A 25,154-nucleotide genomic window follows, 5' to 3' on the forward strand; every position below is an offset into this window, starting at 1 on the left:
GCGGTTTTTGAGCCGCAGGGGCGAGGAGCGGATGGCGGCGGCGACACCCGCGCAGGACTGTGGCCTCGTGGGGACAGTCGCGCGGCGGTGCTACGGCGTGGAAGACGGCCTTGAGGCTTTGATGCGCTCAGTCCTCGACCGAGCGATCCAGCAGTCGCCGCAGCGCGTCCGGCGTGCCCTCCGGCAGGTGCCGGCCGTCCAGGCGCAGGCCCCCGGTCAGCAGATGCAGCGACACCTCGTCCAGGGACCAGCATTCGCCCTGCCCCATCGCCTGCAGCCGCGTCCCCGGCCCACCACCGGCCACCACCGTCACCTTGCCGCTGCCCACCACTTCCATCAGGTCATCGGGATGCAGGAACACGGCGGTGTCTTCATCCAGGCCCAGGCCCACATGGCCGGGCGAGACCCCGAGGAACTGGACCAGGCGCGACAGCCGCTTGCGCTCGGAGAAATGCTGGTCCACCACCACCCGTGGCCACAGGCCCAGGCCTGGCGGCAAAGGTCCCGGCGGGCCGCCCGCGATCTGCGAGCCCTCATCCCCACGCGGCATCCGCGCGCCCAGTGCGGACGCCCCGGCGCTGGTACCGGCCACGGCCAGACCTTCGGTGGCGTGACGCCGCACGATCAGGTCCATCGCAGGCGTGTCCCCCAGCGTGTCCAGCAGCCGATGCTGGTCACCACCGGTCAGGAAGATCAGATCGACCGCGGCCAGACGGGCCATGGCCGGCGCCGTGTCCAGCTCCTCCGGGTCCCGCGCATCCAGCCAGAACGGCTCGGCGCCCAGCGTCTCAAACGCGGCGCGGTAGTGCTGCCACAACTCGGCCGGTGCGCCACTGGCGGCGGTCAGCACCAGCACACGGGGCCGCTGCATCGGCAACGCGCGCAGCAGCGCCGCGAGAACGGCGCGATCACCGTCCCGGTCTTCATTGCCGCCGATCACGGCCAGCAGTCCGCGGCCCTCACCGGCAGCGCGGTCTTTCGTCACCATCTCTGTGGATCTCCAACGTCAGCCCGAATCGTCTCATGAGCCGGACCGCCCCTGCCATTGGGAACACGCCTTGCTCGACCACGGCTCAGGAGACCGCCCCGGCCTGAACGGGGCTCGCCAAAGGACGCGACATGAACACGATTTCCGCATCGACCCGCCCCCAGGGGCCGACAGATGCCGATGCCATCGAGGCTGGCGGCGACATCACCCAGAGGAACGGTCCATCCGGACTGCCGGTGGAAGTGCCGGTGCAACTGCGGGTCAACGGCCAGACCGTGCTGCTCCAGTTGGCGCCCTGGGTCACCCTGCTGGACCTGCTGCGCGAACAACTGTTGCTCACAGGCAGCAAGAAGGGCTGTGACCAGGGCCAGTGCGGCGCCTGCACCGTGCTGGTGGACGGCGTCCGCATGAACAGCTGCCTGCTGCTGGCGGTCAGCCTGGACGGGCGCGACATCACCACGGTGGAAGGCCTGGCCGCGCTGGCAGGGGCCGACGCCTGCGGCCCCAACGCCCTGCATCCGCTGCAGCAGGCCTTTATCGACTGCGACGCGCTGCAATGCGGCTACTGCACACCCGGGCAGCTGTGCTCGGCCGCCGGCCTGCTGAACGAACATCCGCCGGCCCATGCCCACGAGATCCGCGAACGCATGAGCGGCAATATCTGCCGATGCGGCGCCTATCCGCAGATCGTGGAAGCCGTGTCACGGGTGGCGCTGGTGCCGCGCGCCGCGGCCGCATCGAAGGCTGAGGAAGCCGCCCCTGCCGTGGTCATGGACGAAGCCGGGAGGGCCGCCGCATGAACCCCTTCGACTACGCCCGCGCCCACACGGTCGATGAAGCCTTGCTGCAACTGCAGCGCGGCGCCGCCCGCATGCGCTTGACCGACCGTCCCGGGGCGACGGTCAATGAACGCCCGCGCTTTCTGGCCGGCGGGACCAATCTCGTGGACCTGATGAAGGAAGACGTGATGCAGCCAGGCCGGCTGGTGGACGTGACCGGGCTGCCGCTCACCACCATCGAAGGCACGCGGGACGGCGGCCTGTGGCTGGGCGCCCTGGCCAGCAATGCCGCCACGGCCCAGCATCCGCTGGTGCTGGAGCGCGCGCCGCTGCTGCGCACGGCCATCCTGGCCGGCGCCTCGCCGCAGATCCGCAACCGCGCCACCAATGGCGGCAACCTGCTGCAGCGCACCCGCTGCCACTACTTCTACGACGCGGCCGTGCCCTGCAACAAACGGGCGCCCGGCACCGGATGCCCGGCGGCCACCGGCATCGCCCGCCAGCATGCGATTCTGGGCGCCAGCGAGCAGTGCGTGGCCACCCATCCCTCCGACATGTGCGTGGCGCTGGCCGCGCTGGATGCGACCGTCCATGTGCAGTCGCCCCGCGGCACCCGGGAGATTCCCTTCCTCGAATTCCACCGCCTGCCCGGTGACGAGCCCGAGCGCGACCACACGCTGGAGGCCGACGAGCTGATCACCCACCTCACGCTGCCGCCCTCGGCCTTTGCGGATCACAGCTGCTATTTGAAGCTGCGCGAGCGCTCGTCCTATGCCTTCGCTCTGGTGTCCGTGGCTGCGGCGCTGGTGCTGGACGAGCAGGGGCGCATCCATGCGGCACGCCTGGCGCTGGGCGGCGTGGCTCACAAACCCTGGCGGGACCTGTCGGCGGAAGCGCTGCTGATCGGCCAGACGCCGTCGCCGCAGGTCTTCGAAGCTGCCGCCCAGCATCTGCTGCGCCCGGCGCGGGCCTGGGGCGGTCCGGCGCTGCCGGAGAGCCTGCCCGGCAATGCCTTCAAGATTCCGCTGGCCCGTCGCGCCATCGTGCGTGCGCTCACCATGGCCCTGGCGGGCGTGCCCACCAATACCGGCGAAGACTTTTTCCGCCTCGAAGGAGATGCAGCATGAATGACCGATCGCCCCTGTCCGCGCCGAGGCATCCCTCCCCCACCGACGATCCGCTGGCGGACCTGCACACCACCGACCTGTCCGATCTCGCCATCGAGGCCGACCAGCAGCCGCGCGCCGATGTCGGCACCGGCACGGTCCAGATCGGCACCGGGCTGTCCCGCATCGATGCCCTGGCCAAGGTCACCGGCCGGGCCCGGTATGCGGCGGAGCATCCGGCGGACGATCTGCTGTACGGCTGGGTGGTCAACACCGCCGCCGCCCGTGGGCGCATCACCTCGATCGATGCCAGCCGCGCCCTGGCACTGACCGGCGTGGTGGACGTGCTGACGCATGAGAACCGGCCCAAGATGCGTTCCCTGGACCTGTTCTACAAAGACATGACCGCACCAGCCGGATCGCCCTTCAAGCCGCTGCATGACGATGAGGTCCATTACAGCGGACAGCCGGTGGCCCTGGTGGTGGCCAGGTCGCTGGAGCTGGCGCGGCATGCGGCGCGGCTGGTGCAGGTGCGGGTCGAGACGCAGCCGCATGAGACCTCGATGCTGGCCCACCGCGACCGCAGTCATGAACCCAAGTCGCTCAAGGCGGGGTATTCGCCGCCGCCCAAGCCGCGCGGCGCCGCCGATGCGCATTGGGAGGACGCCTCCATTCGCGTGGACACCGAAAGCTATGCCGGCGTAGAGCATCACAACCCGATGGAGATGCATGCCAGCACCGTGATCGTCGGCAAGGACGGTCATCTGACGGTCTATGACAAGACCCAGGGCTCGCAGAACTCGCGCTGGGTGATCTCGCGGGTGTTTGGGCTGCCGGCCCGCAAGGTGACGGTGCGCAATCCCTTCGTCGGCGGGGCCTTCGGCTCGGGCCTGCGGCCGCAATACCAGTTGCTGCTGGCCACGATGGCGGCGCTGCATCTGAAGCAGTCGGTGCGGGTGATGCTGACCCGCCAGCAGATGTTCACCTTCGGCCATCGGCCCGAGACCTGGCAGCGGGTGCGACTGGCCTCGGACGGCGAGGGCCGGCTGACGTCGGTCATCCACGAGGCGCTGGCCGAGACCTCCCGCAAGGAGGACTATGTGGAGGTGGTGGTGAATTGGTCCGGCCAGCTCTACCACTGCGAAAACGTGCGGCTGGACTACCGGCTGGTGGCCCTGGACCAGTACAGCCCCATCGACATGCGGGCGCCCGGTGCCGCGCACGGCGTGCATGCGCTGGAAGTGGCGATGGACGAGCTGTCGTATGCCGCCGGCCTGGACCCGCTGGAGCTGCGGCTGCGCAACTATGCCGACCGCGATTCCGCGCAGGACCTGCCCTTCTCCACCAAGGCCCTGCGTGAGTGTTATGCGCAGGGGGCGGAACGCTTTGGCTGGTCGCGGCGACCGCGGCAGCCCCGGTCACGGCGCGAGGGCGATGAATGGGTGGGCTGGGGCATGGCGACCGGCACCTGGGACGCGATGCAGATGTTCGCCCGCGCCCGCGCCGTGCTGCACGCCAACGGCCAGCTGGTGGTGGAAAGCGCCGCCACCGACATTGGCACCGGCACCTACACCGTCATGACGCAGATCGCGGCGGCTGCGCTGGGCCTGCCGATGGAGCAGGTCACCTTCCGGCTGGGGGACAGCACCTTGCCGGTCGCACCGATCGAAGGCGGCTCGTCGCATGTGACGACCGTCGGATCGGCGGTGGAAGGCGCCTGCGAGAAGATCCAGCGCGAGCTCTGGAAGCGCGCGCGCCACCACGTGGACGGCTTTGCGAAGGTCAAGTTCGAAGACGTTGAATTCTCGAATGGCCATCTGAATGCCCGCACGGGTGGGCTGAGCGTGCCGCTGGAGCAGCTGGTGCGTCTGAAGGGAGAGGACCAGATCGAGGCAAAGTACCTGCTCCTGCCCAACCTGCTCAAGCAGAAGAAGTACGTGCGCGCGGTGCACTCGGCCGTGTTCTGCGAGGTGCGGGTGGATGAAGAGCTCGGCACCGTCCGCGTGACCCGCGTGGTCAGCGCGGTGGCGGCCGGACGCATCATCAACCCGGTCACCGCCCGCAGCCAGGTGATCGGCGGGGTGGTGTGGGGCATCAGCCAGGCCTTGCTGGAAGAGACCTTGTCCGACCATGCCCTGGGGCGCTTCATGAATCACAACCTGGGCGAATACCACGTGGCTGTCAACGCCGATGTGGGAGAGATCGACGTGCTCTTTGTGGAGGAAGACGACCGCATCGTCAGCCGGCTAGGCGCCAAGGGCGTGGGCGAGATCGGCATCGTCGGGGTGGCGGCGGCCATCAGCAATGCCATCTTCCATGCCACCGGTCGGCGGCTGCGCAGCACCCCCATGACGCCCGACAAGGTCATGCGCAGAGATTGACGGATTTCACGGTTTGGACGCGAGCGCTTCGTTTTTTCATCATGTTGCGCTAGCGTTACCGCGTCCCAGGTGCCAGCATCGCCCCTCGTACGGCAGCCCCTGCTGCCTGGGAGACTGATATGGCAACAATTATTTCGAGCCGATCGATCGGCCGACGTTTTGGATGGGTTCAGACCCTGGTGCTGGTGATTGCACTCGTGGGGTCCGGACTGGGGTATTGGGGACTGCACAAGGTCGCGCAGGACACCGAGTCGATTTACACCGACGCGCTGGCCACGGAGCGGGTGGCGTCCGACTGGTACCGCAATGTGTTCAACGGCATCACCCGCACGACGGCGATTGCGGTGAGCACCGACACCAATCTGCCGGGCTTTTTCGCCCAGGCCGCCGCAGAATCCAGCAAGAAGTCCACGGAGCTGCAGCAGCAACTGGACAAGCTGCTGACGACGCCGCAGGAGCGTGCGTCCTTCGAGAAGATCTCGGATCTGCGCAAGACGTATCTGTCCACGCGCGATGCCATCGCTGCCGCGAAAAAGGCCGGAGAGACCGATCGCGCCAAGGAACTGTTCGACAAGTTCTCGGCTTCGTCCGCTGTCTACCTGGACAGCATCCAGGCGGTGGTGCAGGCCCAGCGTGAGCAGCTCGACAACGCCATCGTCGATCTGCGCGAGAGCAACCGCCGCGCACGGATAGCCCTGGTGCTGTTCAGCATCGTGGCGCTGGTGACAGCGGGCGTGCTGTCCTGGCGGCTGACGCGATCGATCACCGGTCCGCTGCAGCAGGCTGCCGAAGTGGCCGATGCCATCGCGCATTTCGACCTGACCCGTCCCATCCACATCCAGACCAACGATGAGACCGGCCGCCTGCTCGCCTCGCTGCGTACCATGCAGACGGCCCTGACCGGCCTGATCGGCGATGTGCGCAGCTCCACCGACAGCATCAACACCGCCAGTGCCGAGATCGCCACCGGCAACATGGACCTGTCCAGCCGCACCGAGCAAACCGCGTCCAACCTGCAGCAGGCGGCGGCCTCGCTCACCCAGCTCACCGGCACGGTGCGCCAGACGGCGGACGCCGCCACCACGGCCAATCAGCTGGCCAGCCATGCCACCAGCACCGCACAGCGCGGCGGCACGGTGATGGGCCAGGTGGTCTCCACCATGAGCGAGATCAGCGACAGCTCGCGCCGCATCGGCGACATCATCGGCGTGATCGACGGCATCGCCTTCCAGACCAACATCCTCGCGCTCAATGCCGCGGTGGAAGCGGCCCGGGCGGGTGAGCAGGGCCGGGGATTCGCCGTGGTGGCCAGCGAGGTGCGGTCCCTGGCGCAGCGCAGTGCGGAAGCGGCCAAGGAGATCAAGACGCTGATCGCCACCAGCGTGGAGCGGGTGGAGTCCGGCTCGCGGTTGGTGAGCGATGCCGGCACCACCATGAATGACATCGTGCAGAGCGTGCAGCGCGTCACCGACATCATTGCCGAGATCAGCGCCGCCACCCATGAACAGAGCGACGGCATCCAGCAGGTCAATGCCGCTGTCGGCCACCTGGACCAGATGACGCAGCAAAACGCCGCGCTGGTGGAAGAGGCCGCCTCCGCCGCCGAGAGCCTGAAGGACCAGTCCCACAAGCTCTCGGGCGCCGTGTCGGTGTTCCGGCTGGGCCACTGAGGCCCCCGACGGGTTCCGCAGGCGCCGGTCCGCCCGGGGCCTGCAGTGAGCCTCTGCCCGGCAGCGCCGTGGCCCCAGGAGCAGGGACACACTCGGACTTGGCCGCGGGCATCATCAAATCTTCATGAGCCACCCCCTACCCTCGCGATTCACAATCAAGAGGAGAGCTGCTTTGAAGATGCTTCGTCTGATCCTGTCCGCCGCCCTCGCGGCCGCGACCCTGGGCGCTGCGATGCTGCCTGCCACCGCGGGCGCGCATGGCCGCCCCGGCTCGGCCGCGGCGTCGCCGCTGCTCATCGCCCACCGCGGCGCCTCCGGGTATGTGCCGGAACACACCCTGGCGGCCTACTGGCTGGCCATCGAACAAGGCGCCGACTTTGTCGAACCGGACCTGGTCATTACCAAGGACGGCGTGCTGGTGGCCCGCCACGAAAACGCCATTGCCATCCTCAATGCCGATGGCACGGTGCGTGAAGCCACCACCGACGTGGCCGACCATCCGGAATTTGCCAGCCGCAAGACCACCAAGATCATTGACGGTGTGAGCATCACCGGCTGGTTCACCGAAGACTTCACCCTGGCCGAGCTCAAGACCTTGCGCGCCCGCGAGCGCATTCCGGCCCTGCGTCCGGGCAACACCCGCTTCAACGACATGTTCGAGGTGCCGACCTTCGAGGAGGTGCTGCAGTTGGTCCAGCAGGCCAACGAGCGTCGCCGCGAGGAAGCCCACGCGGATCGTGACGACCGCCGCGGCCGTCCGCATCGGGGCTTCCGCCCGATCGGCGTGTATCCGGAGACCAAGCATCCCAGCTACTTCGCCGGCCTGGGCCAGCCGCTGGAAGAGCCGCTGGTGCGTCTGCTCCACAAGTATGGCTATCGCGACGCGGACGCCCCGGTGTTCATCCAGTCCTTCGAAGTGGGCAATCTGCGCAAGCTCAAGCGCATGACGCGCCTGCCGCTGGTCCAGCTGATGGACGCGTCCGGCCGGCCCTATGACTTCGTGCTGAGCGGCGACACCCGCACCTATGCCGACCTGGCCAAGCCCGCCGGTCTGGCCGAGGTGGCTTCCTATGCCCGCGGCGTCGGCGTCAACACCGCCGTGATGATTCCCCTGGTCGGCGGCCGCCTGGGCACGCCCACCAGCTTCGTCAAGGACGCGCATGCGGCCGGACTGATCGTGCACGGCTGGACCTTCCGCGCGGAGAACTATTTCCTGCCCAACGACTTCGACAGCAGCAGCGACCCCACCGCCCTGGGGGACCTGTCTGGCCAGATCCGCACCTTCCTGAACCTGGGCATGGACGGTTTCTTCAGTGACCAGTCGTTCCTGGCCCGCAAGGCGATCGACGCCTGGAAGGCGGCGCAGTGAAACAGTGAGTGCAAGGGGGCGGGCAGCCCCCTTGCGCAGGGTGACCGAAGCATCCGAATCGGTCACTTTTGGCAATTCCCGCAGTTACCTCCGGACACGTTTGATACGGTCTTGTCCGACGCATGCGCGAACAGCGACCTCATCAAAAAAGTTGCTGGATGCCGCCTGTGAATTTGTTGGCGAGCAATAGAAAAAAACACCACTCGCACAGCTTAGGGCTATCCCCAGGGCGACAGGTTCACGCAAGATAACGGCCCACGCTGTCACGGACTGTCCATGAAACGCCGCCAACTTCTGACCCAGCTCTCCGCCCTCGTCGGTGCAAGCGCCCTGCCGGTGCTCCCGGCCTTTGCCGACAACTCCAAGATCGTTCTGGGTCAGTCCGCGCCGCTGAGCGGTCCGGCCAAGGAGTTGGGGGAGCAGTTCCGCGATGGCGCGCTGCTGGCCTTTGACCACATCAATCAGCGTGGCGGCGTCAATGGTCGCCGCATCGAACTGCGCAGCCTGGACGACGGCTACGAGCCCGAGCGCTGCGCCGCCAACACCCGCAAGCTGCTGGACGAAGGCGTGACTGCCCTGTTCGGCTACATCGGCACCCCGACCTCGCTGGCCGCCCTGCCGCTGGCCACCAATGCCAAGGTGCCCTTCTTCGCCCCGTTCACCGGCGCCGAAGCGCTGCGCACGCCCTTCAACCGTTATGCCTTCCATGTGCGCGCGTCCTACAACGACGAGTGCGAGGAAATCGTCCAGCAGCTGCAGTCGGTGGGCATCAAGAAGGTGGCGGTCTTCTATCAGAACGACGCCTACGGGCAGGCCGGTCTGAGCGGCATTCAAGCGGCCCTGAAAAAGCATGGCCTGGCCCCGGTCGCCACGGCGACAGTGGAGCGCAATTCGGTGGAAGTGGCCGCTGCGGTCAAGACCATCCTGGCCGCCCAGCCGGAAGCCATCGTGCAGGTCAGCGCCTACACCTCCTGCGCGGCTTTCATCCGCCAGGCCCGTCATGCAATGTTCCTGGGCAACTTCTACAACCTGTCCTTCGTCGGCGCGCAGGCGCTGGCGACGGAGCTGGGCAAAGACTCCCGCGGCGTGGTGGTGTCGCAGGTGGTGCCCTTCCCCTTCAGTGGTACCAATCCGCTGGCGCAGGAATATGGCCAGCGGGCGAAGGCGGCCAACCGGGAACTGAGCTACACCGGCATGGAAGGCTTCGTGGCGGCCAAGGTGCTGATCGAAGGCCTGCGCCGCGCCGGCAACAACCTGTCGTCCGAGTCGCTGGTGACCGCGCTGGAAGGCCTGAAGGACTTCGATGCCGGGGGCTTCTTCATCAACTTCAGCGCCCAGAAACACACCGGGTCCAAGTATGTGGACATGACCATCCTGACTGCGGACGGCAAGGTCCGTCGCTGAGCGTGCAGGTCTGCGGCTGAACGCAGGCGCCCATTGAGGCGCCGTCGCTCAGCACAGGGGCCCTCAGTGGCACGCGGTGGATCCGAACAGGCGCCCAGTGGGCGCCTGTGCTTTTTCAGGCGGCCGCCGCCCAATCCCGGGCGTCCGCCTCGGTCGCCGCCCGCAATTGCGCCGGCTGGGCCACCTGGATTCGGCCCTTGCCGCGCCGCTTCGCCTCGTACATCACCTCGTCCGCCGCCCGCAGCAGGTCGCGTCCCAGGTCCGCCCCGCTGCCGATCACCGCGCCAATGCTGGCATTGACCGACACCGACTCGCCGGTGTCGAGCTGGATGCGCCGCTGGATCGAGAACAGCACCCGCTGCAGCAACTGCTCCGCATCCGCCGCTCGTGCCAGACCCGGCAGCAGGATGGCGAATTCATCCCCGCCCATGCGTGCCACCACGTCCTTGTTGCGCACCAGCTCCTGCAGCCGCTGCGCCACCTGCCGCAGCACCTCGTCCCCGGCCTCATGGCCATGGCGGTCGTTGACCGGCTTGAACCCGTCCAGGTCCAGATAACAGAGCGTGAACCCTTCGCCGCTGCGGCGTGCGTTCAACAGCGTCTCCGCCAGCCGCTCCTCCAGCATGCGCCGGTTCGGCAGCTCGGTCAGCGCATCACGCGTTGCCTGCTGCTGGGCGCTTTCCTCGCTGCGCTTGAGCTTGTCGATGTCCACCAGCATCCACAGAGACTCCGTCTCCGACATCACCATGCCGCTCACGTCCACCCAGAAGGCGCTGCCGTCCTTGCGACGCATCGGCAGCTGCACACGGTAGGACGCTCCCGCCCGGATGGCCGCCGACCCCACGCTGGCCACCCGCAGGTGGTCTTCATCCGTCAGGAAGAGCAGGCGCGACGCGTGGTCCTGCAGCTCGCCGCTGTCATAACCGAACATGCGCTCCAGCGCCGGGTTGCACCACACGGCGCGGCCTTGCTGCAGGCGCACCATGCCGATCAGGTCGTTCTGCAGCATCATCTGCTGCTGCCGGGCCACGCTGGCCAGCGCCGCCTGATGGACCTGCACCGTGCGTTGATGACGGTGGATCAGCCAGGACGCTCCCGCGACTGCCAGGGCCACCAGCGCCGCCAGCAGGGACTGCTGCCATACCTGCCGCCACCAGGGCGCCAGATAGTCCTGGCTGCTCACGCCGGTGAACACGATGACCGGATAACGGGCCACACGGCGGTAGGCGGTGATGCGCTCCACGTTGTCCAGCGCCACGTACGAGCGGTAGATGCCGTGGTCGGGATGGGCGGCCAGGCTGTGCAGCATGGCCGTGGAGAGATTGCGCGCGCCAAAGCCGCGGGTGGTGCCCGGTTCGCTGGCGGAGTGGCGCGCAATCAGGTTGAGGCTGTCGGTGCGCAGGCTCACCGCGCCGGAGGTGCCCAGGGCCAGCGCACTGAACCGGTCCACGAAATGCTGGGCGGACATCACCGCGAAGGTGATGCCTGCGAACTGCCCGTCATGATTGATCAGCCGCCGCGCCAGCACGATGCACCACTGCCCGTCATAACGGCTTTGCAGCGGCTCGGACACCACCATGTCCGGGCTCATCATCGCCTGGGCGAAGTAGGGGCGGTCAAAGACGTTGATCGGTTTTTCGCCGGCGCCGTCGCCCGCAATCACATGGCCGTAGATGTCGGTGATGCTCAGGGACGCCACCTGCGGCAGCAGGCTTTCCTGCTCGCTCAGGATGCGCATCAGCGAATCCTCATGCTCGCGGGACAGGCGCGCGCTGCGAAACCGCAGGGCAATCGTCGACAGGGCATTGTCGGCATTGCGCAGCTCGGCACCGACCTCGATGCTCAGGCTCTGGGCCAGGTTGTCGGTGGTCTCGCTGGCGCGGGTCTCTTCCGTCTGCCATTGCGAGCGCAGGCTCAGGACGGTCATCGCCGCCAGGGCCGCGATCACCAGCACATTGCCCAGCACCAGCCATGCCGTCATGCGGCCAGGCCGTTGTCGGAACAGAAGGGGGAACTTGGGCATCACGCTCTCCTGAATCGGTTCAGCCGCTGACCGCTGCGCAGGACCCCGCGTCCTGGAACATCTTGCCCAGGTGCGTGGCCGTCCGGTGAGCCAGATCCCGCAGGTCCACCAGCAGTTGTTCGAAATCAAAGGCCTTGTCGTAGAACGCGTTCGCGCCCAGCGCCGCACAGCGGGCGGCCATCGCGCCCCGGTCGGTGGCGCTCAGCACGAACACCTCGCCGGCAAACTGCAGACGGCGCAGCCGGCTGAGCACCGACAAGCCGCAGCCGGGCGCCAGATGCAGGTCCAGCAGCACCACCTGGGGCGCAGTGGCCAGCACGGCTTCCACGGCCTCGTCCTCGCCGGAAGCCTGGGCGACGACCGTCACGCCGGCTTCATGCTCGGCCCGTTTCACCAGCAGACGGCGCACGGGCAGGGAATCCTCGATCACGGCAATTTTCATGACCGGAATCGTCGCGCGTGGCGGCCTGGACGACCATGCGACACGCGCCGTTTCCGATGAGGTCGAGTTGCCGCAGCCTGGCGTAGGTCAATGGCCGACAGGCTTTCGAACAGCGTCGGCGGAGGATCCCCCCAAGGGAGGAACCGTACAGGGGACGGTCCAACATGAAACAAGGGCCCCGTGCGTAAACACGGGGCCCTTGTGGAGGTGGCTGAGATGCCTGGGCAGGCGCCGACGATCGCCAGCGCCTGCGTGGCAGGGCTTACCAGCCCAGGTCCTTCAGCAGCGGGAAGGTCAGGTCCTTGGGCGGGACCAGCACGGTGGTGAGGTCGGCATTGATGTTGGGTTCCATCAGCAGGTTGGGCACCGCCGACACATCCCAGTGCGACACCGACGAGCCGGAGGCCAGCACCGACGGCGTGTACAGCAGCGGACGACCGCGCGCATCCGCACCGGCGCGGCGCGTCGGGTCGGTGGTCAGCGAGGTGGACACCAGACCAGGCGCGCGACGGGTGCCGTAAGGCACGGCAGCCGCCACGGCCGCCTTCAGGGTGGCACCGTCGGTCTGGGACACGCTGATGGCCGGGATGACCACCGTCGGATCCGAGCCGCCCAGGCCAGGCGCTGCGCCACCGGTGTTGTTGGCGATGATCACGCCAATGGCACCCGCGTTCTGCGCGTTCTTCGTCTTCACCGCGAAGCCGCAGGTGCCGCGGTCGATGATGGCGACCTTGCCGGCCACGGCCGCCGAGGTGGTGGCATCGAACGGCAGGCAGCCCGCTCCGTTGACCGGGTCGGCCGGCACCACCGCCAGCGCACCCAGGTTCAGGCCGGTGGATACGGCAGGCCCGAAGGACGCGGTGTTGTAGGCGTAGAAACCGGAGTAGCCAGGGGCGGACGTCGCCGTCTTGAGCACCGGCAGCGGCGTCAGCGTGGTGGCGGCACCGGCCACGGCCTGCGGGCCGATCCAGGCCAGGCCCAGCGCATTGGTGGTGGACACCTTGCGCTCGGCGCTGGTCATGTCCAGCCAGGTCTTGCCGGCCGTGTTGTCATACATGTACTGTTCCCAGATGCTGGGCAGTCCGCCATTGGCCTGGTAGGCCGTGCCGTCGGCATTGAGCCGGTAGCCCACGGCACTCGACACGCTGCCGGTGTAGACGGTCAGCACCGAGAAGCCCAGGCCGTGGCCCAGCTCATGCAGCAGGGTTTCGACGAAGTTGACCGCGTCGCCCGCATTGCCGTCCACGCCCAGGTAGAACGGGCTGCCTTCCAGGCAACCGGTGGTGCCGAGGTTGACGTTGAACTGGGTCTTGATGTCGACGTTGCCGTAGCCGCTGCCGTCATCGGGCACGCCCTCGGTCAGGTTGGCGCCATACAGCTTGTTGGCCAGGGCCTGGGGATACCAGGTGCCCGGCTTCCCGTTGGGGAAGTCGTGCCAGATGTTCCAGGCGCCGGCGCTGCCCAGCGTGGCGCTGGTGGCCGTGCAGGTCAGGGCTTCCCAGCCGGCATTGACCGTGATGGTCACATTGCTGGTGAGCTGCTTTTCCCAGATGTCCGCCACATAGCGGTAGACATACATGCGCTGCTCACCCAGCGTGGTGCCGGGGTTGCCGCCGACCGGGGCAACCGGCGTCGGATCGTTGAAACCGACCCCGGCCGGGTCGCGGCTCTGGATGACGATGGTGGCCGCCTGGCTGACACCGGCGGCGCACAGGGCGGCCAGCAGCGTGGCACGCACAGCGAAAGTCTTGATGCTCATGTCCATGGTGCTCACTTGGTGGGGAGTTCGGCCTTGGCGACAAAGCCCTTGGCAACGGCGGCGTCGGCTTCCTGCTTGCTCGGGAAGCACAGCTCCTCCAGCTTGCCGTCGGGACGACGCACCACCACGGAGTGGCTGAACATGTCGTCGGTCAGACGCACGCCGGTGGCGCCGGAGACCGCATGGCGCTTGGCCTGCGGCGTGGCGGCCACGGCGCTCAGCGCGAAGGCGCGCTTGGTGGCACGCAGCGATTGCAGCGCGGCGCGTTCCTCGTTGGTGGCGGCGCGCAGCTTGCCGGTTTCGGCGTCACGCACCACCACCAGCGTGTCCTGCGCGGCTTCGGTGACCGGCAGGCGGTCATCCGTCGCCGGAGCGGCCTGAGCAGCCTGAGCAGCGCCTGCGGCGCTTGCGTCCGCCACTGGCGCGGTCTCGGCGGCCGAGGCGGCCAGGGGCAGCATCGCGGCGGCGCACACCGCGGCGGTCAGGGAGAAGGTTCGATTCAGCATCTGGAACTCCTTGGTCAAAGCACGCTCAGCGAGCCTTTTGGCGACGGCGGACGGCGATCAGGCCAACCAGACCCAGGCTGGCCAGGGCCAGGCTGGCGGGTTCCGGCACGGCGGTCACGCTCAGGTTGTCCACACCGACGTAGTTGGCCAGGTCGGCACTGCCCACGTATTCGATGGCGAAGCGGCCGCTGGTGCCGGCGCCCTGGCTGCCCAGGTTCAGGCTGTACTGGGCCCATTGGCCAGTGACGGTCACGGTGGTGTCCAGCACCAGGCTGGTGGGGTTGCCAGCAGCGTCCAGCAAACCAAAGGTCAGCTGGTCGAAGTAGCCGTCACCCAGGAGGTCGGCCTTGGCCCAGAAGGTCACCACCGTGCTGGTCGCGGTGGAGAACACCGGGGTGATCAGCCAGCTGGCCAGATTGCCGCCCGCGCCTGCGTTGTTGAAGTTGCTGGAGATGTAGGAGTTGCTGGCACCGCTGAGGGCGCCAAAGATCGTCTGATCCCCTTGCACCCACGGCGAGGTCAGGCCGGTGGGGGTGCTGAGGTTGAGGATCGTCCATCCGGAGGACGGCAGATTGGCGACGTCATCGAATCCCTCGCTGATGAGGGTGGCGTCGGCGTGCGCGGATGCCATTGCACCCACCAGCGCCAATGCCGCGCAGGCTTGCTTGAACATTGCAGGTCCTTCTGGAGAAAGCGGTGGGATGTCCACCCCGGCTGTTGGAGACACGCTTGCCGTCATGCGGTTTGCGTCAAGAGTCCGTGGGGCGGTCTGACTGCCCCGCCCATGGGCTGGCTGATTGTGTGACGGGCTTCACGAATGAGCAGCCACGGGAAACGCCAGTTCCCCCCTGGTCGGAGGGGTAGTTGTTTCCCTAGTCGTCATCAGGCGTGCACGCAGGGTGGCTTGGAATCGGGGGGTGGCCCCGTCCTCACCGGGCGGTGACGCGGCATCGACCCGTCACGACCCGTGGCGCTGTGGCGCCCTTGGTGAAAGTCCGGATGGCAAGCACTGGCCCTGCATCTGCACCCCGGCGCATCGGCCTTCCAGACGCAAGACCCTGTGCCGGCCAGGGGCACCGGCAGGCCGACAGCTGTGAGCAAAGCGCCTACATCGGCTGATGCCATCCCCGCACGGCCGCTTGGGCAGGCGCCGTCTGTTGCCGACACGGCCGCCCCGGGAAGATGCGAACCATCCAAACAGGGAGCCCGTCATGTCAAACGTTCGCACCGCCACTCGCCGTTCAACGCTTGCCACCCGCCTGATGCAAGGGTCGGTGCTGTTGGTCGGCCTGGGCCTGTTCTGCCTGTCCCAGTACGCCGGTGCGGCCACCCCGGTGACCTCGACCTTCCCGGTCACGGCCACCATCACCAGCGCCTGCACGGTGTCGGGCTCGTCGCTGAATTTCGGCAGTGCGATCGACCCGCTGTCGGTGTCCACGCCGCTGGATGCCACCTCGACGCTGACGGTGACCTGCTCCAACACTACGCCCTACACCGTCTCGCTCAGCGCCGGCGCGAACGCGGGCGGCGCCACCAACTTCGCCAACCGGACGATGAAAAGCGGTGCGGACACCCTGGCCTATCAGCTCTATCTGGATTCGGGCCGGTCCACGGTCTGGGGCGACGGGACCGCCGCCAGCAGCGCCAAGAACGGCACCGGCACCGGCAGCGTCCAGAGCCATACGGTGTATGGCCGCCTGCCGTCGCTGGCCAACGTGGTGCCTGGGTCCTACACCGACACGGTGACGGTGACGATCAGCTATTGAGCCCGCTCGCCGGGCACGGGCGTGCAATGACGCTCAAAGCGCCCGGCCGATCAGGATCTTCTGGACCTCGGAGGTCCCTTCGTAGATCTGCGTGACCCGCACGTCGCGGTAGATGCGCTCCACCGGGAAGTCGCTCACATAGCCGTAGCCCCCATGCACCTGGATGGCGGCCGAGCAGACCTTCTCCGCCATCTCGCTGGCAAAGAGCTTGGCCATGGCCGCTTCCTTGAGACAGGGCTGGCCCGCATCCTTCAGGCTGGCGGCATGCCAGATCAGCTGACGGGCGGCCTCGATCTGGGTGGCCATGTCGGCCAGCTTGTGCTGGATGACCTGGTGCTCGAAGATCGGCACGCCAAAGGCGACCCGCTCGCGGCTGTACTTCAGCGCCGCGTCGAAAGCCGCGCGCGCCATGCCGACCGACTGGGAGGCGATGCCGATGCGTCCCCCCTCCAGGCCGGACAAGGCGATCTTCAGTCCCTGCCCCTCTTCGCCCAGCCGGTTGGCGGCCGGCACGCGGCAATTCTCGAACAGGATCTGGGCGGTGTCGCTGGCATGCTGGCCCATCTTGTCCTCCACCCGCGCCACGACGTAGCCGGGCGTGCGCGTCGGCACCAGGAAGGCGCTGATGCCCTTCTTGCCGGCGGCCTTGTCGGTGACCGCCATCACGATGGCCACGTCCCCGTTCTTGCCGCTGGTGATGAACTGCTTCACCCCGTTCAGCACGTAGTCGTCCCCGTCCCGCACCGCGGTGGTCCGCAGGCCGCCGGCCTCGGAGCCCACATGCGGCTCGGTCAGGCAGAAGGCGCCCAGCATGTCGCCGCGGGCCAATGGCTTGAGAAAACGCTCCTTCTGGTCCTCGTTGCCGAAGGCCATCAGAATGCTGCACACCGGGCAGTTGTTGACGCTCACCACGGTGGAGGTGGCGCCGTCCCCGGCAGCGATCTCTTCCAGGATCACGGCCAGTGCCAGGTAGTCCAGGCCAGCGCCGTCGTACTCCGTGGGCACGGCCACGCCATAGCAGCCCAGGGCGGCCAGGCCCTTGAGCGCTTCGGCCGGGAACTGGTGGGACTTGTCCCACTCCGCCGCAAACGGCGTGATCTGGTCCTCTACAAAGGCGCGGACGGCGTCCTGCACGGCGCGATGGTCTTCAGAAAGCAGCATGGGTCAGGGTCCTCACCAGGGCAGCGGCTGGCCGTCGTAATTGAAGAAAGCGCCGTTGTCGCCTGCCGTCAGGCCGTCCAGCACCTTGCGCAGGCTGGCGGCGCTGGTGGCCACGTCGATGTCGGCTTCCTGCCCGCCCATGTCGGTCTTCACCCAGCCCGGATGCAGGCTGACGCACAGGGCCCGGCCGTCCAGCGCCAGGGCCATGTCCTTCATCACCGAATTCACCGCCGCCTTGGAGGCCCGGTAGACCCAGCCCGCGGAATTGGCCCGCAGCGTGAGCGAGCCCATGCGGGACGACAGGATGCCAATGCGGGCATCCGGCGCCAGCGCGTCCAGCAATTGCGGCAGCACCCGCATCGGGCCCAGCACGTTGGTGTGCATGACCGCGTCGAAGTCGGCCTGGCTGGGCGGCTGCAGGCCGATGGTGCGCGGGCCGTAGAGTCCGGCCACGTACATCACGCGGTTGAACTGGAAGCCGTCCAGCTGCCAGGCCAGCCCGGCAATGCTGACCACGTCCGACACGTCCAGCTTGATCGCCGTGGCGCCCAGGGCGCGCAGGCGTTGCAGGCTTTCCTCGTCCCGGGCCGTGGCCACCACCTGGTCGCCGGACTCGCGGTGCTGGCGCACCAGCTCCAGGCCGATGCCGCGCGAGGCCCCAATGATCAGCACCTGGGTCATCAGATCAGCTCCACGCCGACGGCCGTGGCTTCACCCCCGCCGATGCACAGCGCGGCCACGCCTCGCTTGAGCTGGCGATGCTTCAGCGCCCCCAGCAGGGTCACCAGGATGCGGGCGCCGGAAGCGCCGATCGGATGGCCCAGGGCCACCGCACCGCCGTTCACGTTGACGATCTCATGCGGCAGCTTGAACTCGGCCATGGCGGCCATGGTCACAGCGGCGAAGGCCTCGTTCACTTCCCACAGGTCCACGCTCTTGGCGTCCCACTGGTTCTTGGCCAGCAGCTTCTGGATGGCGCCGACCGGGGCGGTGGTGAACCATTCCGGCGCATTGGCGTGCACGGCGGTTCCGACGATGCGGGCCACCGGCGTCAGGCCGCGGGCGCGGGCGGTGGATTCACGCATCAGCACCAGCGCTGCGGCGCCGTCGCTGATGGACGAGGACGTGGCGGCGGTGATGCTGCCGTCCTTCTTGAACGCCGGCTTGAGCGTGGGGATCTTGTCCAGCTTGGCCTTGAAGGGCTGCTCGTCGCGAGAGATGACGGTGTCGCCGCCCTTGCCGGCCAGCGTCACCGGCGCGATTTCCCAGGCGAAGCTGCCGTCCTCATTGGCCCGCTTGCTGCGCTCGGTGGAGGCGATGGCGAACTGGTCCTGCGCTTCGCGGGTGAAGGCGTACTTGTCCACGCACTGCTCGGCAAACACGCCCATGGCCTTGCCGCGCTCGTAGGCGTCTTCCAGGCCGTCCAGGGCCATGTGGTCATACATCTGCGTGGCGCCGTACTTCACGCCCTTGCGCGCGAACATCAGGTGCGGGGCATTGGTCATGGACTCCATGCCGCCGGCGATCAGCACATCGGCGCTTTCCGCCTTGAGCGTGTCGTGGGCGAACATGACGGCCCGCATGCCGGCGCCGCACATCTTGGACAGCGTGACCGCGCCCACCGATTGCGGCAGGCCGGCCTTGAGCACGGCCTGGCGCGCCGGGGCCTGGCCCTGGCCGGCCATCAGGCAGTTGCCGATGAAGGCTTCGTTGATGGCGTCGCCGGGCACGCCGGCGCGCTCGACCGCGGCCTTGATCGCAACGGCGCCCAGCTCCCAGGCGGACAGCCCGGCGAAATCACCCAGCAGGCCGCCGATGGGCGTGCGTGCGGCAGACACGATGACGATGGGATCGGACATGAAAGTCTCCTTGGTTCAGCTTGTGGATCGAAGGCACCGGCGCGGTCACTGGATGGGCAGTTCGCGATGCTCCGGCTCGGGCGCCTGCGGGGTCGGCTCGGCCGCCTGCACCCGGAAGCGCTTGTGGGAATCGTAGGGAAACACGTCGTGCACATGGCCCGCCAGAATGCGCTGCTTGTGCGTCTGCCAGAAGGCCGGCTCCAGCAGGTCCGCATGGTGGGCCATGAAGGCCTCCCGCACCTCGCCGTGGCCGAGCAGGAAAGGGCCGAAGGTCTCCGGGAAGACGTCGTGCTTGCCAACCGGATACCAGACCTCGCCGGACATTTCGTCCTCTTCATTGCGCGGGGCGGGCACCTCCCGGAAATTGCAGTCGGTCAGGTATTCGATTTCGTCATAGTCATAGAACACCACCTTGCCGTGGCGGGTCACGCCGAAGTTCTTCCACAGCATGTCGCCGGGAAAGATGTTGGCGGCCACCAGGTCCTTGATCGCATTGCCGTACTCCACCACTGCATGCTGCAACTGGGCCGGCGAGGCTTCCTGCAGGTAGATGTTGAGCGGCACCATGCGGCGCTCGATGTAGAGGTGGTGGATGATCAGGTCGTCGCCGTTTTCCTCGACCAGGCTGGGGCAGAAATGCTTGAGCTCGGCCACCAGCTCTTCCTCGAAACGGTGGCGCGGGAACGCGACGCGGGTGTATTCCAGCGTGTCGGCCATGCGGCCCACCCGGTCGTGCTGCTTCACCAGCAGGTACTTGCGCTGGATCTGTTCGCGGGTGGTGTCCTTCTGCGGCGGGTAGAAGTCCTTGATCACCTTGAATACGAAGGGATAGGAGGGCAGGTCGAACACCAGCATCACCATGCCCTTGATGCCGGGCGCGATGCGGAATTTGTCCGAGCTGTGGCGCAGATGGTTGAGGAAGTCCCGGTAGAACAGGTTCTTGCCCTGCTTCTGCAGGCCCAGCGCGGAATAGATCTCCGAGCGCGGCTTGCGCGGCATCAGCGAGCGCAGGAACTGCACGTAGGCGCTGGGCACTTCCATGTCCACCAGGAAGTAGGCGCGGGCGAAGCTGAACAGCATCAGCAGGTCGTCTTCGCCGAAGAGGGCTGCATCGATGTAGAGCAGGCCCGGCGATCCGTCGGTGGACCTGGCGGTGAAGTCGTCAGTGGGCGTGATGTCGGCCGTCGCGGCGGCCCCGCCCGAGTGACCTGCAGCCCCCGCCGACGACGGCGTCTCCAGATGCAGGATGGGCAGCGCAAAGGCCGTCTCGGTGAAGCCATTGACGATCTTGCCCACGATGTAGGCGCCCTTGTTCCGATAGAACAGCGACGACAGCACCTGCACCTGGAAATTCGTGCGCCAGCGGAAGTTGCCCAGTTCGCGGCTGATGGCCTGCAGCACGCAGTCGATGTCCCGCCCCAGGTCCTCGAACTCCAGGTCGAGCTGGAAGTTCCAGACGATGCGCATGAAGGTGTCGCGCAGCGTGTCGTGCGAGGGGTAGTAGCAGCGGTAGGTGGGTTGCGCGGCGGGCTCGTCGTTCTCGATGTATTCGGTCGAGATGGCGGGCCGCACGAAGATGAAGTCGTTGTGGAAGTAGCTGTGGTGCAGCAGCCGGGTGCAGACCGAATTGAAGAAGGTCTCGGCCAGCTCCGGCTGGCGGTGGTTGGTCAGCAGCCCGATGTAGTGCAGCTTGACCTGCTGCCAGACGTCGGTGGGCAGGGCGCTGGCCTGGTAGCGCTGCTCCAGCAGCGTCACGGCTTCGTCCACCCGCAGATCGTAGAACTCGATCCGCTCGCGCTGCGCCCGCTGCTGGCCGCGCCAGTCGGCCTGCTCGAAGCGCTGCTTGGCGCTGGCACTGGCGGCACGGAACAGACGGTAGTGCTTGTTGAAGCCCTCCAGCAGGGCCATCGCGATCTGGAAGGCGCGTGGGTCGGTCAGTTCATGAGGAAACATGGGCCTGCCTGCTGGTGGGAGATCGAGTCGGCGCGGGGTGGGCGCGGGGTGGGCGCGGGGTGGGCGCGGCGTCTTTCGGGTCCGTGCCGACGGGTTCAGCCCTGCGGCGAGGTCGATGCCGACCCCTGAGCAGCAGTTGGGACCGCGGTCGATGCCGGACCGGCGCCCCGCGCGGCTTCGTAGCGCTGATGCAGGGCCGCCAGTGCGCGGCGGTAGGCCGGGGTGACGTCGTCCGCATGGGCGGCCGACACGCTGAGGTCCTTGAGCAAGCCGTTGTGCAGGCCATAGACCCAGCCGTGCACGGTGACGGACTGTCCGCGGGCCCAGGCATCCTGCACCACCGTGGTCTGGCAGGCGTTGCGGGCCTGTTCCAGCACGTTCAGCTCGCACAGGGCGTTGACGCGCTGGTCCTGCGGCAGTTGCTCCAGCCAGTCCTGGTGATGATTGCGCACGTCCTGGACGTGGCGCAGCCAGTTGTCCACCAGGCCCACGCGCAGGTCCTGCAAGGCGGCGCGCACACCCCCGCAGTTGCTGTGGCCGACGATGATGATGTGGCGCACCTTCAGCTCATCCACTGCGAACTGCATCACCGAGAGGCAGTTCAGGTCGGAGTGCACCACCACGTTGGCCACGTTGCGATGCACGAACAGCTCACCGGGCAGCAGGTCCACCAGTTCGTTGGCGGGAACGCGGCTGTCGGCGCAGCCGATCCACAGGTACTGGGGGGTCTGCTGCTTGAGCAGGCGGGAGAAGAACCCAGGGGTGTCGTCTTCCGTCTGCGCGGCCCAACGCTTGTTGTTGTTCAGCAGGTCTTGGAGTTCGTTCGTGCTCATGGGTCCGATTTTGTCACCGGCCGGCCAGGCCGACCTTCGCAGGCCGGGCAGCGACCCTTACATCGTCTCGGCGAACAGCTCGCGACCGATCAGCATGCGCCGGATCTCGGACGTGCCCGCCCCGATTTCGTAGAGCTTGGCGTCACGCCACAGCCGGCCCAGCGGGTATTCGTTGATGTAGCCGTTGCCCCCGAAGATCTGGATGCCTTCACCGGCCATCCAGGTGGCCTTTTCGGCGCACCAGAGGATGACGGAGGCGCAGTCCTTGCGCACCTGGCGCACATGGGCGCCGTCCAGGGCGTCGAGGTTCTTGCCCACCGTATAGCAGAACGCGCGTGCGGCCTGCAGCACGGTGTACATGTCGGCCATCTTGCCCTGGATGAGCTGGAACTCGCCGATGCTTTGGCCGAACTGCTTGCGGTCGTGGATGTAGGGCGTGACGTTGTCCATCACCGCCTGCATGATGCCGATGGGGCCGGCGGCCAGCACGGCGCGTTCATAGTCCAGGCCCGACATCAGCACCTTGGTGCCCCCGCCGACGGTGCCCAGCACGTTCTCGGCCGGCACTTCCACGTCCTTGAACACCAGCTCACCGGTGTGGCTGCCGCGCATGCCGAGCTTGTCCAGCTTCTGGGCGATGGAGAACCCCTTCATGCCCTTCTCGATCAGGAAGGCGGTCATGCCGCGGGCGCCGAGCTCGGGCTCGGTCTTGGCGTAGACCACCAGGGTGTCGGCATCGGGGCCGTTGGTGATCCACATCTTGTTGCCGTTGAGGACGTAGTAGCCGCCCTTGTCTTCGGCCCGCAGCTTCATGCTGACCACGTCGGAGCCGGCGCCGGGCTCGCTCATGGCCAGCGCGCCGACGTGTTCGCCGCTGATCAGCTTGGGCAGGTATTTGCGCTTTTGGGCGTCCGTGCCGTTGCGCTTGATCTGATTGACGCACAGGTTGCTGTGGGCGCCGTAGCTCAGGCCGACCGAGGCGGAGGCGCGGCTGATCTCTTCCATGGCGACCATGTGGGCCAGGTAGCCCATGCCGGCGCCGCCGAATTCCTCGGGGACGGTGATGCCCAGCACGCCCAGGTCGCCCATCTTGCGCCACAGGTCCATGGGGAACTGGTCGCTGCGGTCGATCTCGGCGGCGCGGGGGGCGATCTCCGCTTCGGCGAAGGCCCGCACGGTGTCGCGCAGGGCTTCAATGTCTTCGCCCAGGAAAAAGTTCAGGCCAGGCAGGTTCATCCGTATGTCTCCTCGACCGCCTCTGACCAGCGATGAGGCCGGGCAGGACAGATTCTTTGATGGTTCGAGCGTGAGGGTCAGTGCCAGGCCGGTACGGCCACCGCCCCGGGGAGGATGCTCCTGGGTTTGGCTGACGTGCACGGCATGCAGTTGACGTTCGCGTCAATTGTAGGACGAGCCGGGGCGGGGTGGGGGTAGCGCAAAACTACTTAATCAGAACTGCGGGGCATGACCCGCCTTGCCTCAGCGGGGCGTCTGGAGATGACCGCTCAAGATCAACGATGCACGCAGCATGTCGTTGATCCGCGTCTGCCATCCGTCACCGGTGGCGCGCAAGGCGGTCAGGATGTCCTGGTCCAGGCGCAGTTTCACGGGCTGTTTGGTCTGGGCGGCCTTGCTTCCCATCGGTCGCCCTCTGCGTCGCTTCGCGATGTCTTCAGGCGTGTGGACGACGCCACTCACGCCGGCCTTCGCTTCGGCCAGCGATTCACGCAGACCACGGAGAGACTCGCCAGCATCGGCCTCGATGGCCGCGGCAACTTTGTCGATATCCAGGTTTTTCAGGGCCTTCATTTCATGCTCCAAAAGAGTCGCTTCCGGCTGACGTTGTCGCGATCGGACTTGGCATAGAGGAGTGCCAGGAGAACCACCTGATCTTCTACCCAGTGCCAATACACCACCCGCACGCCACCGCGTTTACCCAGTCCCTCACGCCCCCAACGCACTTTTCGCGCCCCCTCTGCGCCGGGAATGACGTCTCCGGCGTCAGGGTGGTTGGCGATGAAATCGATGAATTCATGCCGCTCGGCCTCTGACCACACATCAGCAGCCTGCCGCTGAAAAGTGGGCGTTTCAATGACTGTCCGCATTTATTGTGCACCCAAACAATTGGTTCATCAAGTTGCCATCTGGCATGAGATGAAGCTAACGGAATGGTGTGCGGCGGCGTATCACCTGGGATTGCCTCGGTTCGCTCTTGTGCGCCCGGAACCGGTCACCGACCGACTGGCTTGAGTGGAATTCGAGACGCGTGAAGCGCGTGCGAGCCCAGCGGAGAAGGCGGTACGGTCCGGCGCCAGCGCTCTGGTGCACAGCCAGGTTGGTGGTGTGCGTGACACGTGGCTGTGCTCAAATTCGCGCCGTTTGCTTCAGCGCCAGAGTCCAGGGATCCCCACCCATGTTTTTGAAGATCATCATCATCCTGCTCGCCATCGTGGCCATCACTGCAGGCGTGCGGACCATCCTCAAACGGGAGGCCAAGTTCGGCGGCGACTCGGAGGATGGAGATGGTTACCTGGTGATCGAAGGGTTCCCAGCTGTCTTGCTTGGCGTCGTGGAGATCGCCATTGGCGTGTACATGCTGATTTATCAGCGGTCGCCGGCGCTGTTCTGACGATCGCCACCAAGACGAGAGGAGTGATGCAAACGGGGCGAGCCTTACAGAAACCGCTCCAGCAACTTCTTCGACTGCCGATCCATCGCAAACCGGTCCGGCACCAGGAAATGAATGCCATGGCTGCTGCCAATCAGCAGCCGCCCTTCCCCCAGCCGACGGATGTCTTCCTCGCTCTTGAGGATGAAGCGCGTCTCTCCGCGATCCGTCTCCACCGTCCATTCGCTCGGCGTGGAGAAGGTCGACACCGCGAGCACCCGATGCACCGTCGGCATCAGCTCCCGGGCTGCGAACTCCTCGCGAAGCAGACTGCGCACCGCTTCAGGCTGGCGGTCCAGATGGTCGATCCAGGCGATCTCATGCCCGTCCTCGCCCACCAGCGCAATGCCCTCGTCGGGCGCGCTCAGCGGATGCGCCCGCACCGGCGTCACGTTGTCATGAATGCGGCCTTGCAGGTCCACCAGTTGCAGGCGGCCGAACGCATTGCGGACCAGATGTTGAATGTTGCTCATCAAGGGTCTCCCGG

The 25,154-nt window shown here is 66.9% G+C and carries 23 protein-coding genes; 8 read left to right on the forward strand and 15 right to left on the reverse strand.

Annotated features, from left to right (window positions below; translation table 11 throughout):
* Window positions 1-127: 127 nt before the first annotated feature.
* Window positions 128-988 carry a cyanophycinase gene (locus tag DES44_RS15510; protein ID WP_058933825.1) on the reverse strand — a complete coding sequence of 287 codons (861 nt, stop codon included), beginning with the start codon at window positions 986-988 and terminating at the stop codon, window positions 128-130.
* 131 nt (window positions 989-1,119) lie between these two features.
* On the opposite strand from DES44_RS15510, the gene DES44_RS15515 reads away from it, so the two are divergent.
* The 6 genes from DES44_RS15515 to DES44_RS15540 all read left to right on the forward strand — a co-directional run bounded on the left by DES44_RS15515 (window position 1,120) and on the right by DES44_RS15540 (window position 9,697).
* A complete protein-coding gene (locus DES44_RS15515) occupies window positions 1,120-1,788 on the forward strand; it encodes a (2Fe-2S)-binding protein (protein WP_083525320.1) in 669 nt (222 codons plus the stop codon).
* A complete protein-coding gene (locus DES44_RS15520) occupies window positions 1,785-2,894 on the forward strand; it encodes an FAD binding domain-containing protein (RefSeq protein ID WP_058933824.1) in 1,110 nt (369 codons plus the stop codon). The genes DES44_RS15515 and DES44_RS15520 overlap by 4 nt, the downstream gene beginning before the upstream one ends.
* Window positions 2,891-5,254: a xanthine dehydrogenase family protein molybdopterin-binding subunit gene (locus DES44_RS15525; protein ID WP_083525319.1), complete on the forward strand. Its 2,364-nt coding sequence runs from the start codon at window positions 2,891-2,893 to the stop codon at window positions 5,252-5,254. Before DES44_RS15520 ends, DES44_RS15525 begins: the two co-directional genes overlap by 4 nt.
* Before the next feature lie 119 nt (window positions 5,255-5,373).
* A complete protein-coding gene (locus DES44_RS15530; protein ID WP_058933823.1) occupies window positions 5,374-6,924 on the forward strand; it encodes a methyl-accepting chemotaxis protein in 1,551 nt (516 codons plus the stop codon).
* A 178-nt stretch (window positions 6,925-7,102) separates the two neighbouring features.
* On the forward strand, window positions 7,103-8,293 hold the full coding sequence (locus DES44_RS15535; protein WP_058937187.1) for a glycerophosphodiester phosphodiesterase: 1,191 nt from the start codon (window positions 7,103-7,105) through the stop codon (window positions 8,291-8,293).
* A 276-nt stretch (window positions 8,294-8,569) separates the two neighbouring features.
* A complete protein-coding gene (locus DES44_RS15540; RefSeq protein ID WP_058933822.1) occupies window positions 8,570-9,697 on the forward strand; it encodes an ABC transporter substrate-binding protein in 1,128 nt (375 codons plus the stop codon).
* A 115-nt stretch (window positions 9,698-9,812) separates the two neighbouring features.
* Here DES44_RS15540 and DES44_RS25990 read toward each other — a convergent pair whose 3' ends face one another.
* The 5 genes from DES44_RS25990 to DES44_RS15565 form a co-directional block, all read right to left on the reverse strand.
* Entirely contained in the window at window positions 9,813-11,720 is a 1,908-nt protein-coding gene (locus tag DES44_RS25990) for a sensor domain-containing diguanylate cyclase (RefSeq protein WP_058933821.1), read from the reverse strand.
* Window positions 11,721-11,739: 19 nt separating this feature from the next.
* Window positions 11,740-12,162, reverse strand: coding sequence for a response regulator (locus DES44_RS15550; RefSeq protein WP_083525318.1), 423 nt, complete (start codon window positions 12,160-12,162; stop codon window positions 11,740-11,742).
* A gap of 262 nt (window positions 12,163-12,424) precedes the next feature.
* Entirely contained in the window at window positions 12,425-13,921 is a 1,497-nt protein-coding gene (locus tag DES44_RS25995; protein WP_147307107.1) for a PA domain-containing protein, read from the reverse strand.
* A gap of 11 nt (window positions 13,922-13,932) precedes the next feature.
* Window positions 13,933-14,427 (reverse strand): post-PEP-CTERM-1 domain-containing protein, encoded by a 495-nt coding sequence (locus DES44_RS15560; RefSeq protein WP_147307108.1) that lies wholly within the window; start codon window positions 14,425-14,427, stop codon window positions 13,933-13,935.
* A 25-nt stretch (window positions 14,428-14,452) separates the two neighbouring features.
* Window positions 14,453-15,100: a choice-of-anchor J family PEP-CTERM protein gene (locus DES44_RS15565; protein WP_058933817.1), complete on the reverse strand. Its 648-nt coding sequence runs from the start codon at window positions 15,098-15,100 to the stop codon at window positions 14,453-14,455.
* Window positions 15,101-15,638: 538 nt separating this feature from the next.
* Between DES44_RS15565 and DES44_RS15570 the strand changes: the two genes are divergently transcribed.
* Window positions 15,639-16,193, forward strand: a complete 555-nt coding sequence (locus DES44_RS15570) for a Csu type fimbrial protein (RefSeq protein WP_198164894.1) — start codon at window positions 15,639-15,641, stop codon at window positions 16,191-16,193.
* Window positions 16,194-16,226: 33 nt separating this feature from the next.
* Here DES44_RS15570 and DES44_RS15575 read toward each other — a convergent pair whose 3' ends face one another.
* From DES44_RS15575 to DES44_RS15610, 8 genes are all read right to left on the reverse strand, one after another.
* Window positions 16,227-17,354, reverse strand: a complete 1,128-nt coding sequence (locus tag DES44_RS15575) for an acyl-CoA dehydrogenase family protein (protein ID WP_058933815.1) — start codon at window positions 17,352-17,354, stop codon at window positions 16,227-16,229.
* A 12-nt stretch (window positions 17,355-17,366) separates the two neighbouring features.
* Window positions 17,367-18,035 (reverse strand): SDR family oxidoreductase, encoded by a 669-nt coding sequence (locus DES44_RS15580; RefSeq protein WP_058933814.1) that lies wholly within the window; start codon window positions 18,033-18,035, stop codon window positions 17,367-17,369.
* Complete coding sequence (locus DES44_RS15585) at window positions 18,035-19,213, reverse strand: acetyl-CoA C-acyltransferase (RefSeq protein ID WP_058933813.1); 1,179 nt, start codon at window positions 19,211-19,213, stop codon at window positions 18,035-18,037. The genes DES44_RS15580 and DES44_RS15585 overlap by 1 nt, the downstream gene beginning before the upstream one ends.
* Window positions 19,214-19,258: 45 nt before the next feature.
* Entirely contained in the window at window positions 19,259-21,166 is a 1,908-nt protein-coding gene (gene aceK / locus DES44_RS15590) for a bifunctional isocitrate dehydrogenase kinase/phosphatase (RefSeq protein ID WP_058933812.1), read from the reverse strand.
* 95 nt (window positions 21,167-21,261) lie between these two features.
* Entirely contained in the window at window positions 21,262-21,999 is a 738-nt protein-coding gene (gene can / locus DES44_RS15595; protein ID WP_058933811.1) for a carbonate dehydratase, read from the reverse strand.
* 57 nt (window positions 22,000-22,056) lie between these two features.
* Window positions 22,057-23,235: an isovaleryl-CoA dehydrogenase gene (locus tag DES44_RS15600; RefSeq protein WP_058933810.1), complete on the reverse strand. Its 1,179-nt coding sequence runs from the start codon at window positions 23,233-23,235 to the stop codon at window positions 22,057-22,059.
* 243 nt (window positions 23,236-23,478) lie between these two features.
* Window positions 23,479-23,808 carry a BrnA antitoxin family protein gene (locus tag DES44_RS15605; protein WP_083525316.1) on the reverse strand — a complete coding sequence of 110 codons (330 nt, stop codon included), beginning with the start codon at window positions 23,806-23,808 and terminating at the stop codon, window positions 23,479-23,481.
* Window positions 23,805-24,104: a type II toxin-antitoxin system RelE/ParE family toxin gene (locus DES44_RS15610; protein ID WP_058933809.1), complete on the reverse strand. Its 300-nt coding sequence runs from the start codon at window positions 24,102-24,104 to the stop codon at window positions 23,805-23,807. The genes DES44_RS15605 and DES44_RS15610 overlap by 4 nt, the downstream gene beginning before the upstream one ends.
* A gap of 308 nt (window positions 24,105-24,412) precedes the next feature.
* Between DES44_RS15610 and DES44_RS15615 the strand changes: the two genes are divergently transcribed.
* The gene (locus tag DES44_RS15615) at window positions 24,413-24,628 is read left to right on the forward strand and encodes a hypothetical protein (RefSeq protein ID WP_058933808.1); all 216 of its coding nucleotides are present in this window, start codon (window positions 24,413-24,415) and stop codon (window positions 24,626-24,628) included.
* Between the two features lie 44 nt (window positions 24,629-24,672).
* Here the strand turns inward: DES44_RS15615 and DES44_RS15620 are convergent, their stop codons facing one another.
* Complete coding sequence (locus DES44_RS15620) at window positions 24,673-25,140, reverse strand: cyanophycin metabolism-associated DUF1854 family protein (protein WP_058933807.1); 468 nt, start codon at window positions 25,138-25,140, stop codon at window positions 24,673-24,675.
* Window positions 25,141-25,154 lie beyond the last annotated feature (14 nt).

This window comes from Roseateles depolymerans (genome assembly GCF_003387155.1).
GTDB lineage: Bacteria > Pseudomonadota > Gammaproteobacteria > Burkholderiales > Burkholderiaceae_C > Roseateles > Roseateles depolymerans.